General features: G+C 72.8%; 8 protein-coding genes. 3 read left to right on the plus strand and 5 right to left on the minus strand.

Annotated features, from left to right (window positions below; all coding sequences use genetic code 11):
- Positions 1-118: 118 nt before the first annotated feature.
- The gene (locus tag ACFVQ0_RS23590; protein WP_390091041.1) at positions 119-4,684 is read right to left on the minus strand and encodes a CHAT domain-containing protein; all 4,566 of its coding nucleotides are present in this window, start codon (positions 4,682-4,684) and stop codon (positions 119-121) included.
- Positions 4,685-4,762: 78 nt separating this feature from the next.
- Here ACFVQ0_RS23590 and ACFVQ0_RS23595 point away from each other — a divergent pair, with 78 nt between their 5' ends.
- The 3 genes from ACFVQ0_RS23595 (at position 4,763) to ACFVQ0_RS23605 (ending at position 6,830) form a co-directional block, all read left to right on the plus strand.
- Positions 4,763-5,149 carry a hypothetical protein gene (locus ACFVQ0_RS23595; protein ID WP_390091043.1) on the plus strand — a complete coding sequence of 129 codons (387 nt, stop codon included), beginning with the start codon at positions 4,763-4,765 and terminating at the stop codon, positions 5,147-5,149.
- Positions 5,150-5,155: 6 nt separating this feature from the next.
- Positions 5,156-5,974, plus strand: a complete 819-nt coding sequence (locus ACFVQ0_RS23600) for a hypothetical protein (RefSeq protein WP_390091045.1) — start codon at positions 5,156-5,158, stop codon at positions 5,972-5,974.
- Between the two features lie 115 nt (positions 5,975-6,089).
- On the plus strand, positions 6,090-6,830 hold the full coding sequence (locus tag ACFVQ0_RS23605) for a class I SAM-dependent methyltransferase (RefSeq protein ID WP_390091046.1): 741 nt from the start codon (positions 6,090-6,092) through the stop codon (positions 6,828-6,830).
- A gap of 21 nt (positions 6,831-6,851) precedes the next feature.
- Here the strand turns inward: ACFVQ0_RS23605 and ACFVQ0_RS23610 are convergent, their stop codons facing one another.
- The 4 genes from ACFVQ0_RS23610 to ACFVQ0_RS23625 form a co-directional block, all read right to left on the minus strand.
- Positions 6,852-7,679, minus strand: a complete 828-nt coding sequence (locus tag ACFVQ0_RS23610) for a PIG-L deacetylase family protein (RefSeq protein WP_390091048.1) — start codon at positions 7,677-7,679, stop codon at positions 6,852-6,854.
- Complete coding sequence (gene fxlM, locus ACFVQ0_RS23615) at positions 7,676-10,090, minus strand: methyltransferase, FxLD system (protein ID WP_390091050.1); 2,415 nt, start codon at positions 10,088-10,090, stop codon at positions 7,676-7,678. The genes ACFVQ0_RS23610 and fxlM overlap by 4 nt, the downstream gene beginning before the upstream one ends.
- 104 nt (positions 10,091-10,194) lie before the next feature.
- Complete coding sequence (locus ACFVQ0_RS23620) at positions 10,195-11,235, minus strand: GNAT family N-acetyltransferase (RefSeq protein ID WP_390091052.1); 1,041 nt, start codon at positions 11,233-11,235, stop codon at positions 10,195-10,197.
- Positions 11,236-11,314: 79 nt separating this feature from the next.
- On the minus strand, positions 11,315-13,180 hold the full coding sequence (locus ACFVQ0_RS23625) for an ABC transporter ATP-binding protein (RefSeq protein WP_390091360.1): 1,866 nt from the start codon (positions 13,178-13,180) through the stop codon (positions 11,315-11,317).
- Between the last annotated feature and the right edge of the window lie 452 nt (positions 13,181-13,632).

Genomic DNA, 13,632 nt, shown 5'->3' on the forward strand with positions numbered 1-13,632 from the left:
CCGAGCAAGTTCTGAGCCGGTTCCGAGCACGTGGAGTGACGGGGCGAAGCGGGAGGCGTGGTCCGTATCGGTGCGCAGGGGCAGGGCGGGGTATGGGGCTCCCGAGGGGGATCGTGGGCTATGCCCCCGCATGGACGTATGTTGCCCATATATGTGGTTTGTCCGGGATGCGGCGTCGCAGCTGGCGGACCGTTTCGTGCAGCGCGTGCGCGGCATTGGGGCTGTCCGGGGCGGTCGTGCGGCGATAGAAGTCCCGCGTCATCTGGTCCGCGTGCATGCTGTCGATCTTCCACAGGGTGCCGACCGCCGTCGGGAAGCCCGCAAGCAGGAAGGAGCTCGTGATGTGGATGGCCTCGTCCACCAGGCGTTCGGCCGCGCGAGCGGTGCCGCAGGCCGCGAGGAAGACGAGCTGTGCCGAGCGCGGGCGCACCCGGCAGATTTCCAGGACCGAGACCGGCTCGCCACTGGGCAGATGCAGCAGGGCACCGGAGGGTTCCGCCGGGTCCGACGCCGCGTGGCAGCCGAAATGCGCCCACGAGGCCTCGTGCAGCGCGGCGAGCACGGCCTCGCGGGTGGCGGCCGGGCCGATCAGCGGTGGCCGGGCACCGAGGAGCTCGGCCGCGTGGGCCGCCGCGGCCGCCACGCCGGGGAGATCGTCCTCGGCCGCGGCCACGAGGAGCGCGCTGCCGTGGTCGGCCGTATCGCGCTGCCGGGCGCGTGCTCGCGCGTACGCAAGGGTCTGCAGCCCGGGCGCGTACGACGAGATCACGGTGTCGAGGGCGGCGCCGCAGCCGTCCTCCGGGCAGTCGGGCGCCGTGCATTCGGCCGCATGGAGCGGCAGGGCGCTGAACGCGCCGGTCGCCACCCACCAGACGCGCGGCCACGAGCCGTCACGGGGGGTGGGTTCCACCGGCCCGACGGACTCCAGGACCGGGCGCACGATCCGGTGCCAGGTCCACGCCAGAGTCTCGCGGACCGTCCTGCCCGCGGCGACGAGTCGAAGCGGGGAGGGGCGGGACATCCCCCGGGCGTTGATCGCGTCGACGGCGTCGCGCAGCCGGCGCGCCGCGTCGGTGATCTCGTCGGCCCCGGGAGCGAGGAGCAGCGAGGTGACCGACTGCTGGGTGATGACGAGGGCGTGGCAGCGGTTCTTGCCGTGGTTGAGGACAACGATGGGGCCATCGGCGGCGAGCGCCCTGAACCCCTCCGTGGTCAGCGGCCGCAGGAAGCCCTCGAACCCCGGCCGGGTGCGGATGTGCCGTACGAGATCGTCCAGTTCGTTCGACGCGCGCAGGGCTGCGAGGCGGGCCCACTCGGCAGCCCCCGGTGTCCCGGCGTCAGGCTCGGAACGGGAGTCGAGCCGGTCGGTCAACCGCTGGAAGGATTCGGCCAGTTCCGGGAACGCGGCCCGCAGATCACTGATGTCGGCGCGGGCCTCGATGCGGCGTGCCAGCAGCAGGCCACGGCCCCGTTCCAGCAGTTCGGCGGTACGCGCCACTTCGGGGGCCCGGACCGTGTGGTCGAGGGCGGGGAGGCCGTCGAGGCCGGGCGCCTGTCCCGCCTTCTGCGCTCGTAGGTTCTCTTCCATGAGCCGCGTCCGCTCCGCGATCCGCGCCGCTGACTCGCGCATTTCGAGGGTGCAGAGGATCAGCTCGACCAGCCCTCTGATGTCGCCCTCGAAGATGGACAGACCGTGCTCGGCGGATGTCTGGTCACTGCCCCGGTCGGTGATCCCGGTCATCGCCTCGACGGCCGCTTCGAGGTGTGTCAGCGCCGGGCCGATTCCCTGCTCCCCGCGGCCGATCTCGCGGGCCGCCGCGCCGATCTCGCCGTTGGCGCGCATCCACGTGGAACCGACGAGGTCGTCCCAGCCCGCGGCGGGCTCGCGGCCGGCGAGGCGGGAGCGGAGCCCGTCCGCGAAGGCGGCGAGCGGCCCGAGCAGGACACCGGCACCGCGCCCCGGCTCCTGGGCGTCGTCGTCGGCCCCGGACGGCTCCGAGCCGGGTACGGGACCGGAGGCGTGGTCCGTCCCCGGTGCCTCCCGGTGGTCCACGGGGCCATCGGTATCCGTGGCGGACATCTGCGGAAGGCGGTCCAGGCCGATGAGGTCGAACATCGGGCCCATCACGTCGGCCAGGTCGACCGGTGAATCGCCCGGTGTCACGTCCTTCAGGGCGCTCTCCAGGGCCCGTGCCTCGGTGAGCAGGGCCCGCGCCCTCTCCGGTTCGCCGGTGCGGAGAGCCGCGGAACGCTGCATCAGGACCCTGACGAGCGTCATCGCCGTCATGGGCCGCATCGGGTGTCCGACCGGGCAGGCCGCGAACGTCCTGCGGCACTGCTCGACCACCGCGTCGTCGAGGTCGGACCGAGGGCCTCCCGGCCCCACGGATTCGACCAGGTCGACATAGGCGTCGCCCATCAGGTCGTACCAGGGCCGGTCGTCACCTTCGGACGCCCCTGCCCGGGTGAGGTCCCGCAATCCGTGGGCGATCCGCCGGGCCCGTTCCAGCTGTGCGGGGTCATGGCCGAACACGTAGTTCTGCAGGGCGTTGTGGAACTCCGCGCGTGCGGCCAGCACTCTCTGGTCGGTCCGGGTCAGGCCCGCGTCCTCTTGGAGCGCCGCCTCCTCGGGGGTCGGCTGCGGTGCGGAGGCGAGCAGGGCCGCCGCCTCACGCGCGCCCTCCGCGTCGTGGGAGCCGAGCGACAGAATGCTGAGGGCGTGCGCGAGCATCCGGTCGTACTCGCTGGGTGAGTCGCCGGAATTGGCGCCGGCCTCGCGGAGCAGCCGTACGACCTCTTCGAGCACAGCGGGATCGGGCCGCTCCGCGGTGCCGGCGGACAAGGCGCTGCCGAGGGCTCCCGCCAGGTGCCGGCGCAGCTCGGGGTCGTCATCGTCCGTGGAGTCGAGGATCTCGCGGAGGGTCGCGACGGCGGAGTCGAGGTGTTCCGGGCGGTCGAGGCTGATGCCGGACAGCCGGGACAGCGCGTCGAGCGTCCGGCGGATGTCGTCGGGCATGTCCTCCTCCCGCGTGATGTCCGCTGTGACGGCGAGGACCGCGACGGGCAGCGCCACGTCCAGGATCCCTCGGCGCAACAGGTCCGTCGCGGGAAAGCCGGGCGGGGCGGTGGCGAGCACCTCCTCGGTCAGCTCGCGGGACTCGATGTCCAGCAGTCCGGCGCGGGCGGGCTCGCTGGAGCGCAGGGCCCCGGCGCGCAACCCGGTGAGGGCGGCCAGGACCGCGAGGTGCGCATACCGCTTGGGGTGATCGGCCGGGAGGACAGCGAGGGCGGAGCGGTAGCGGCCGATGCGCTCGTCGGCGCGCCCCACGCCGTGTTCGACGGAGTTGGATTCGGATCCGGAGCCGGAGCCGGAGCCAGAGCCAGAGCCAGAGTCGGAGCCGGCTCCGGAGTCGGATGCGACGTCGGCGGGGTCGAATCCGCTGATCAGCGAGAGGGCTTCGATGTCGAGGTCCACCGGCCGGCCCTCGCGGGCGGCGTTCGCCCTCTCCTGTACGGCGAGGCGGTCCAGGAGTGGCGCGGCCCGTCTCAGGGCGTCCGGATCGTCGCTCTCGCGCAACGACTCGAACTCCTGGTACGTGGCGAGCATGTCGCTGTGCTCGTCGCTCAAGGCACTGGCAGAGGAGAGCAGCCGGGCCGCCTCCAGGGCCGTGTCGTCGTCCTCGCGCACCTGGGCGAGCGCGCTGAGCGCCCGGCCGAGGGCTACGGCGACCGTGCCGTGTTCGGGGTGGCCGGCGGGAGTGTCGTCGTACGCCGCCCGCAGCCGTCGTACGCCGCAGGCGACACGTCCCGCGTCCTGCTCGGCGATGCCCGCGTCAGCGATCGCCGTACCGACGTGCAGGTCGAATTCACCGGGCCAGGTGACGGGCTGGGCATCCAGCATCCGCAGGAACCGCAGCCCTTCCGCGGTCTGCGGAGTGACGGTGTCCCGCGGCACAGCCGTGATCAGCCGCTCGACCCGCGCGAGTCCGGGAGAGCCGAGGAGCCGGGCGGAGTCGACCACCGTGCGCAGGCAGGCCGAGGCCGCGGCGCGTGCCGCGTCGGAGTCGAACAGGCCTGGCGCGGCGGCCATCCGCCGGCACACCTCCCGGCCGTAACGGGCGGCATTGGCCAGGCCGTCCGGGTCGGCCTGCGTCTGGAACCGGAGCATCCACAAGTCGTGTGCGTAGACGGACAGCTCCACGACCCCTACCTGGTCCTCGGCGTCCACGAGTTCATGAGCGGCGTCCGACCAGGCGAGGGCGCGGCCGAGTGCTGCCGGCCGCTCCTGAGGCGTCCCGCCCACCGCGACGCCGGCGTGGACCGAGCACACCAGGTGCGCGAAGCGCGCTTCGTGGGACGGGTCGGTGGCGTCGAAGCCCTCCTTGAGGGATTCGGGGAGTCCGGCCTCCGGGGGCAGCCGCGGGCACAGGAAACCGAAGGTGCAGACCGCGACCTCCGTGTTCCGCACGGCATCCGGATCCTCCGCGCCCTGGTGGCGGCCCCAGAACGTCCAGAACACGGCGGCCACCGCGTCGAGGTCGATCGAGTCCTCCGGTGAAGACGTCACCTCGGCGAGCAGGGCCAGTGCCTCGGCGACGGCCTCCTGGCCGCGCAGAGGCGTGACATCGCCGGTGCCGAACGCGGCGGTGAGACGTTCGACCACTCGTTCCCGAACCTCGGACATCACACCTACATTAGTCTGATCAACAGTCAGGAAGCTTGGCTTGCACAGGATTAGAGGCAGGATTAGAGGGGGGTTCGGGTGGGCGACGGGGCGAAGGCGCACAGCGTGTACGAGGACGCCGTGGAATACCTGTGCCGCAACGTCGAGGAGCTGCGTCCGCTCATCCCGTCCGCCGTATGGGAGTCGGCCTTCCCGGCCGTACGGGACGCCGATCCGGCCGGTGCCGAGTGGCGGAACGCCGTACGAGCGCTGCACGACGCGGTCGAGGCGGCCGGCGTCCCGAACGGGCTCGGACTGCCCGCCACCATGGGCGTCGGTGACTGGCCCGGCGCTCCCACCCCGCAGTCGGTGGGCTGGGTCTGCCCCACGAGCCGCTGCGGCCGGGTCGAACTACGCGCCGGGACGGCTACCGCCACACCGGCCTGTGACCTGGCCGGGGGGCCGATGCGACTGGTGGACGGCTGACGGGTGATGGGCCTGCTCATCGAGTTGCAGAAGCGCATACCCGACGGCTGGTTCCTGCGACGGCTGCTGCCCGCCGCACTGTTCGTCATCGTCGCGGCCGTCGGCGGCGGGGACCTGGGCCATGCCCACTGGAACGACATCGCCCTCGCGCGCGAGCGGATGGCCGATGCCCTGCGAACGGGCGGCGGCCCGACAGCGGACACCGTGGCCTCGCTCGTACTCGTCGCGGTGCCGGTGCTGGGAGCCGCCTTCGCGGTGCCCTACGCGGCAGCCTTGGTCGGCTCGCTCGCGGCGGGCGCCTGGCCGTGGTGGCTGATGCCGGTGGGCCGACGGGTGACCAGGTGGCGGGTGCGGCGGTGGGCCGAACCGGACGTGCTGGCCCGGCGCTCCGTGCGCGCCCGCGCCGACGGCCACGCGCTGCGTGCCGACCGCCTCGACGCACGGGCCGCACGGGCCGGAACGGGCGGGCGGCCGAAGTCTCCGACCTGGTCGGGCGACCGCCTGCGCCGCACAGAGGAGAACGTCGGACGGCAGACCGGCGGGGACGTCGCCGGAAGCTGGACCACCCTCCTGCTCAGTGCGGCCGACCAGCCCCGCGCGGCGCTGGCCCAGGCCCGCGACGCCTATGACGCGGCCTGCGAGGGCCTTGTCTGGGGCACGGCGTTCACGGTGCTCGGCGCCTGGTGGTGGCCCGCGGCTCCCTTCGGCATCCTCCTGGGCCTGACTTCCTGGCGCTCCCTGCGCTATGCGGTCCAGGCGCTGTGCCGTACGACGGAAGCGGCGTTCGCGCTGCGCGGGACGGGACAGCCGGGCACGCGGCCATGAACCGTTCGGCGGTGAGAGGTGGGCGGCATCGCACCGCAGCGCTCTCCAGAGCCGACCTTCCCGGTCGCCGCGCAATCGTGTTGACCGTTCCGGCAGGCAGTGCTTGAGTCGGCCCGTGGACAGCATTTCGGCCAACCGGCAGTTCTGGAACCAGTTCAGCGGCGCCTACCAGCACAAGCACGACCCGCAGATCGGCGCAGCGCCCCGGCTCTGGGGCACCTATGCCATCCCCGACGCGCACCTGCGCGCCCTGGGCGACGTCACCGGGAAGCGCGTCCTCGAACTCGGCTGCGGCGCCGGCCAGTGGTCGAGGGTGCTCGCCGCCGAGGGCGCCACCGTGGTCGGGCTCGACCTGTCCGAGGCTCAGCTCGACGCGGCGGCGCGCGCGATGGGGGCGGCCCGCTACCCGCTGGTGCAGGGCGCCGCCGAACACCTGCCGTTCGCCGCCGACAGCTTCGACCTGGTGTTCTGTGACTACGGCGGGCTCAGCTGGGCGCCCCCGCAGCTGGCCGTTCCGCAGGCCGCACGCGTCCTGCGCCGTGGTGGGCGGCTGGTGTTCAACGTCGCCAGCCCATGGTTCGAAGCCTGCTACGACGAAGCCGCCGGCCACGCCACCACGACGCTGCGGCAGGACTACTTCGGGCTGGACACCATCGCCGAGGACCAGGGCGCGGTCAGCTATCAGCTCACCTACGGCGACTGGATCAGGGTCCTGCGCGGCGCGGGTCTCGTCGTCGACGACCTCATCGAGCCGCGGCCCGAACTCGGAACGGCCAACGGCTACAACCGGACAGACCCGCCCGACTGGGCGCACCGCTGGCCGGCCGAAGCGCTCTGGGTAACCCGCAAACCGTAAGCACCGCCCGCACCGGGACGTTCAGCTGTCCCCTTCCTGGCCGGCCCTGGAAGACCGGTGGGGATCGTCCGTTACGGGGCCGGGCACGAGGCGGGTGAAGTACTCGGTCCGGATGATCGTGAGGCGGGATTCCGCCGGCCGGCGGGCCAGGATGCCGGGCAGAGACCGTTCGCGGGCGGCTTCGCTCCGATGGGCGAGGATCGCGCGCCATTTGGCCGCGACCCACGGGGTGACGTCGACGGTCGTGCTCACATACGCGTCCGGGACGCTGAGGAGGGTCTTGCCGACGCCCGTCAGCAGGGGCCCGAGTTCGCCGATGCCGCTGTCGGGGTGGGTCGCCGCGTACAGGGCGCGAGGCTGCCAGGGAGGCCCCGCTTCGGGGTAGAGCGGCCCGAGTCCCGCGGCTTCGACAGCGAGGAGGGTGATCTGGTGGGTGCGGCGGTGGTCCGGGTGGCCGGTCAGCTGCCCGAGCGCGTCGTGCGTGACCACGACATCGGGACGGAACTCCCTCAGGTGGTACACGACGTGGCCGACGGCCTCGTCGAGCGGTACATCGAGGAGCCGGGCCCGGCCGGGGGCGGACGAGGGGTTGCGGGCATCGGCGTGGCCGAGCATGCGCGGCTGGCCGGCGCCGAGCGCACCCAGGGCGTCGCTGAGCTCAGCCGCGCGGGGACTGTCAGGCGCCCACGTGGTGGTGACGACCGCCGTGCGGGCACCGCAGGCGGCGCTCCGCGCGAGCACACCGCCGGCCAGCAGGGACTCGTCGTCGGGGTGGGCGAACACGCCCATCAGTGAGGGTGCGAGCCGGTTCGTGCCATCGGCGGACGGACCGTTGGCCAGGCTCGTCATGTGTTCTGCCCCACGACGACGGTTTCGCCCGGAGCGTCCGGCGCGGTCCCCCGTACGCCCGGAGCGTCCTGCCCGGTTACGCGGACGCCACGGCCTGGCCAGCCGAGAACCAGTCGCGAGGCCGGTTTTTCGAGCACGTCACCGGGCGGCAGGTGGTCGTCCGGGGTTCCCCCCGGGTGGACGCTCATGGACGGGTAGCCGCTCGCGCGCACATCCCGGTCCCACGTGCGCACGCACGCGGCGAACCGCCGAGCGAGCTCCGGACCGGCCGGCCCGTACGCGTGGATGTAGAACTCGTGGCGGGAACCAGCTGGTTCAGGCGCTTCGTGGACTTTGACGAGGGTCAGATAGGCGAGCGAGCCGTCGGCCACGACCGCCGCCGCGTCACGCTGGGCGACGAGCTCGGATCCGTCCGGGACGGTCAGCCGGCAGAACCCGGCCAGCGTACTCGCCGCGAAGATCTGCAGCGTCTCGAAATTGAACCGGCCGGACACGACGAGGCCCGTGGCGAGCTCGTGGCGCGGCCCGCACAGGGCATCGTCCAGACCCCCGGTGTCACCCGGGACACCGTTCTCCCACCGCACCGCGACCGCCCCGTCAGCCAGCCGGTCCACGGGGACCGCACGGGCGGCGGCACCCCGGTCGCGTACGAACCCGCAGTACGTCCAGTGCTCCGCGTGCAAGGTGTCCCCGCGCCGGACCAGGGTGACCGAGCGGGTGTATCCGCCGATCTCCAGAGGGACGACCAGCCTGCCGCCTTCGGCCAGTTGATCGCGCCAGGCCGGGGCGATGTCTGTCGCGGTGTGCGTGATGATGATGCCGTCGAACCCGCCCGCCGGTACATGTGCGGGCGCCCCGCCGCCGCCGTCACCGAGTACGGCCGTGACCCGGCCGCTCCCGGCCTCCGCGCACAGCCGTCTGGTGCGGTGCACCACGTACGGGTCGAGATCGACGGTCACCACACGGCCCCGCTCCCCGACGATGTGCGCGAGCAGCTCCGCGTTGTACCCGCCCGAACCGACCTCCAGCACGTTCATCCCCGGCTCCAGGCGGAGTTGCCCGGCCATGTCGGCCTGGAGCCAGGCCGCCGAGACCGAACTGACGGCAGTTCCGGGGGCCTCGCGGACGGTCACTACGGCGTGATCGTCGCGGTACGCCGCAGTGAGCGGGACCTCGGGGACGAAGCGGTGCCGGGGCACCGCGCGGAGCGCGGCCCGCACCCGGGCGCAGGGGGCCCAGCCCTCGTGGATCACGCGGTCCGCCATGCGCTCGCGCAGCCGGGCCGCCTCCGCGGGTTCGCCCGGCACGGGCGGGACGGCGGAGACGCACGGGTAGGAGTGCACCGGCGGCAGTCCCGGAAGTACCCCGGGGAAGACCGCGTTCAGCGATTGGGCGGAGGGCATGAAAATCGTCCCGAGGGTGGCCAGGGTGTGCAGCGGGTGCCACTCCCAGCGGACGAACTTGTCCGGCTCCCGCAGCGTGAGTTCGCCGTCCCATTCGGTGACCCGGACGACGGGGGAGATGCGGCGCATGTCCAGCCGGTCGTCGTGCAGGACGGTGATGACATGGGCGTCCTCCACCCGGGCCGTCAGCCCGGTCTCCTCCGCCAGCTCCCGTACGGCGGCGGCCTGCGCGGACTCGCCCGCCTCGATACGGCCGCCGGGCAGCTCCCACATGCCCTTGACGGAACGGCCCAGCAGAACCCGCCCGGCCGCGTCGGTGACCACGGCCGCGGCGCCCGCCACCGCTTGCGGGTTCGGCCGTCCTTTCTCCACCGCGGTGAACGACCCGTCCGCACCGCGCAGTACCAGCACCGCCAGGCCATCCGCTTCGAACCTCAGGGCTTCCTCGAAACCGTCCGTGATCGAGCTGAGCTCGTTCTCGTCCAGGGCGATGTGCCGCTTGTCCGGTGGAGTGTGTTCCACCACCGGCGTGATGACGACGATCGCCCCGCCCTCCCGCAGCCGCGCCCGCAGAGCACGCAGTACGGACGATCGGTCGCGGAGGAAGGCGACGCTCAGGCGGAGGGTGACCAGGTCGTATCTCCCCTCGCCCCCTTCGTCCCCCTCGCACCCGTTGTCCCCGTCGTCCCCATCGGCCGGGCCGGGCAGTCCGGGCAGGCCGCACTGGTCCAGGTCCAGCCGCAGCCATCGCACCCCGCGCACCGTGGCGTGCTCCGCTCGGGCCCGGACGAGCGCGCCTTCGGCGAAGTCGACCGCGTCCACCCGATAGCCCATGCCGACCAGCGCCACGGCAAGCTCACCGGTTCCGCATCCGGCGTCGAGGGCCCGTCCGCCCTCGGGCGCCGGGACGTGCTCAGCCAGCAACGCCCGCTCCGCGTCGCCCAGTGGACGGAACCCCCGGCCGCCCTCGTAATGCTCCTGCCAGGCTTCCTTCCGGACCTGCCTCAACGTGTCGCTCCCCTCGCCGTCGTACCGTTCCTGACGTCTGATCCCTGAGCACCAGTGGGCCCGCACGGCGTCGGCCTCCCGCAGATCGCCCGGCCGCACGATGGTCAGCCGTTCCCCCAGCCCCAGGAGTCGAAGTAGGCGGTCGTGCCGGTCAGCCGAGCCGTCATCACCGCGTCCAGGCGGGCGAAGTCCTGCGACGGCATGAGCGGCTCCCATTCCTTCAACGTGAGGACGCGCAGGGCGTCATGCTCGTCCGGGTCCAGGACGATGGACCGGATCTGTGCGTCGGAGAGCCGGCCGCCGTCGAAGACACATCCCGTCGTGGAGTACGGCCAGTCGCCCCCGGGCGGTCCGAAGACCGAGGCGAGCAGCCGGGGCGGCCCCGCCACGTCGATGCCGGTCTCCTCACGGCATTCGCGCTGCGCCGTCTGCCAGGGCCGCTCACCGTGATCCATCGTGCCGCCGGGGAACTGCCAGGGGTGCGCCTCGGAGTAGGTGGCCCGCAACTGCACCGGGCGGTCGTCCCGGTCGGTGAAGAAGATGAAGGCCGATCCGGTCGACTTGGGCACGGAAGAGGCGTACTCCTCCGGTGGGAGCAGCACTCGTCCGGTGGGCGGCTCGACGCGGGCGGCCGCGCTCACGAGCCGCGTCATCCGCATCAGCGCGGGATCGGCCGCGAACCCCAGCTCCCGGTAGAGCGGTGTGGCCTCCTCGCCGGCGTGCAGCTCGAAGAGCGTGACCCCGTCCGCCTGGAGGCGGTCGAGGAGGGCGGACAGCGTCTCCCTGGCGAGGCCGAGGCGCCGGAACTCCGGCCGGGTGGCCACCGCGTGCACGCGCGCGGCCAGCCCCCTGGGGTAGGCGGGCGCCGGGAGGACCGGGTGGATCAGGCCGAGCGCGCAGGAGACGACCGACCCGTCCGGCGCCAGGGCGACCTGGGCGCGGGCGTCTCCCCCCGGGGACAGGCGGCGGGCGAGCTGGGTACTGCACAGCGTCGTCCACTCCGGGTCCAGGGGCTCGGAGAGGATGAATTCCGACCTCAGACCGATGATGCCCTCGGCGTCGGCGGGACCGGCCGCGCGGGTGGCCGGGCGCTCGGTCCGGGCCTGCGGCCCCACCGTGGCGGTGGGGGCGAGGTCGCGCTTCATGGAACAACTCCTGTCGTCGAGTGGGATGGGCGGCGCCCGGCGCGCGGCCGGGTCGGAGCCCGTCGGCCCTTCGGGCCCCCTATGCACGGGGCGTCCCGTACGTGTCGTCGTTCTCCTCGCAGGTGACCTGGTAGGACAACAACTGCTTGAACAGGCCGTCTTGTTCGGCAAGAACCTTGTACGTGCCCTCCTGTACGACCCTGCCGCCGTCGAGGACCACGATCCGGTCGGCGACGGCCACGTTCGTGATCCGGTGGGTCACCAGCAGTACGACCCGGTCCCGGGCCAGGTCCCGCAGCCGCTGGAAGATCCGGTACTCGGCGCGGGGGTCGAGGTTGGCGGTCGGTTCGTCGAGGACCAGGAGCCCGGCCTCGCGGAAGAACGCCCGCGCGAGGGCGATGCGCTGCCACTGGCCACCGCTCAGCTCCTCGCCGTTCAGCCACTCGCGGGCCAGGAGGGTGTCCAGGCCGGCGCCGAGCTTGTCGATGACCTCGTCGGCGTCGGCGGCCTCGCACGCTTCGCGGACCGCGGCGTCGCCCCGGGCCGTGGGCTGACCCTGGGTCACGTTCTCCCGCACCGTCAGCGGCCAGTGCGCGTAGTCCTGCGGCACCAGGGCGACCTGCTGCCACAGCGCCTGCGGATCGGCGTCGGCGGTGGGGACCCCGTCCCACAGCACCTGCCCGCCCGTGGGCACGTACAGACCGCTGACCAGCTTCGACAGGGTCGACTTTCCCGAGCCGTTGAAGCCGACCAGCGCGGTGACCTCGCCGCGCCGCAGGGTGAGCGAGACGTCGGACAGCGCGTCCTGGTCCTTTCCGGCGTAGCGGTGCGAGACCGACCTGATCTCGATCTCGTTCGGCGGCTGCGGGCAGTGCTCGCCGCGGCGCATCGCGTACCCGCCGGCGAGGTCGAGGAACCGCGACCAGTCGTCCATGTACAGGCCCGTGCGGACGGCCCTGGCCCCGACGGCGACGAGCCCGCGCACCGACTGGCCCACCGTCTGCAGCGCGAAGACGGCCGTCCCGGCGTGCCCGACGCTGATGCGGCCGGTGGCCAGCAGCCACACCACCGCCGCCCACACGACGGCGGAGCCGAGGCCGCCGCACAGCGCGCCGAGCAGCGACATGCGGGCGCCCTTGTCGGCCGCGGTGCGGTCCTCGCGGTTGATCCGGGCGACTGTCTGCCGGTACCGGCCGGACAGGAAGGCGGCCATCGTGCCGGCCCGGATCTGGTCGGCGGCCTCCCTGGTGAAGATGTGCCAGCGCAGGACCGACAGCATGCGGTTGTCGCCGTTGCTGCGGAGGTTCGCCAGATAGCGCACCCGGGCGGCGCTGACCTGCGCGAGGGCCTGCGGCAGGCTGGCCGCGACCAGGAGGGGGAGGAGCGTCCAGTTCACCCCGGCGAGCACGGCGGCACCGGCGAGGAAGGACGCGGCCGAGGCGATCAGGTCCTGACCCTCGTTGATCAGGTCGCCGGTGACCTGCGCTCCTCGGTCGGCCGCTTCCCGGTCGCGGTTGAAGTCGGGGTCGTCGTAGGCGGAGAGCTCCACCGTGGCGCAGCCGGTGAGCAGCATCTGCTCGGCTTCGCGCGACATGAGGGGGCTCAGCCGGGAGGAGAGCCAGCTGACGGTGATGCCCAGCAGGGCCCGTACGCCGGAAGCGGTGGCCAGCAGCGCCACGGACGGCCATGCCTGAAGGAGCCGGTGGTAGACGTCTCCGCTGGTCAGCAGTGCGGTGAGGGTGCCGCTGATCGCGATCAGGCCCAGCGCCTGCATCACACCGGCCGCCGTCTGGCACAGCAGGAGGCCGATGGTGGCCCGTGGGTCGACGCGGTGGGCGAGCGCGAGGGAGCGCCGGACCAGCTGGGGCAGACGGCGCGCCATGTCGCGCATCCGGATCGACCGCCCGGCCGCTTCCCGGCTGCCCGTCAGGTCCACATACCGCATCTCCGGGACGGCGGAGGCCTGCTCCGGCCCGGTGGCCGTCGCCTGTCCTGTTGCCGGGTCCGGCGGGGTGGGGCGCGGCCCCGGGACGCTTCCGGTCGATTCATCGGTCGACTCACTCATGCCTCCCACCCCGTATCCGGACGTGATGAGCGGCGGGTGTCGTCCATGCGGAGCGTCGTCGCGGCGGCAGGGCGCCGTTCGATTCCGGTCGGCTGATGCACGGGGGTGGGGGCGGGATTCATGACGTTGCTCCATCCGGGCGGCGAAGTGGCACTGGTGCTCTAATAACGCCTCGGTTCGGGCTCCGTCACGGCTCATTTTGTGAACGCACGTTCTGATTGGTCGGATTGGGCGGACAGGACCCGGCGGCGGGCGCTGAAATCAGTTCGACGCGGCCGGTCACCCTTCCGGGGGATTGCCATGCCTGCCGCGCCGCCGGTGCGAAGGCATGG

Origin of the sequence: Streptomyces sp. NPDC057900 (genome assembly GCF_042887885.1) — a bacterium.
Taxonomy (GTDB): Bacteria; Actinomycetota; Actinomycetes; order Streptomycetales; family Streptomycetaceae; genus Streptomyces.

What these genes read in the sequence shown, in the direction of transcription:
- ACFVQ0_RS23590 (WP_390091041.1), bottom strand. Translation starts at nt 4,684, where the DNA reads ATGTCCGAGGTTCGGGAACGAGTGGTCGAACGTCTCACCGCCGCGTTC.
- ACFVQ0_RS23600 (WP_390091045.1), top strand. Translation starts at nt 5,156, where the DNA reads ATGGGCCTGCTCATCGAGTTGCAGAAGCGCATACCCGACGGCTGGTTC.
- ACFVQ0_RS23610 (WP_390091048.1), bottom strand. Translation starts at nt 7,679, where the DNA reads ATGACGAGCCTGGCCAACGGTCCGTCCGCCGATGGCACGAACCGGCTC.
- ACFVQ0_RS23620 (WP_390091052.1), bottom strand. Translation starts at nt 11,235, where the DNA reads ATGAAGCGCGACCTCGCCCCCACCGCCACGGTGGGGCCGCAGGCCCGG.
- ACFVQ0_RS23625 (WP_390091360.1), bottom strand. Translation starts at nt 13,180, where the DNA reads ATGCGGTATGTGGACCTGACGGGCAGCCGGGAAGCGGCCGGGCGGTCG.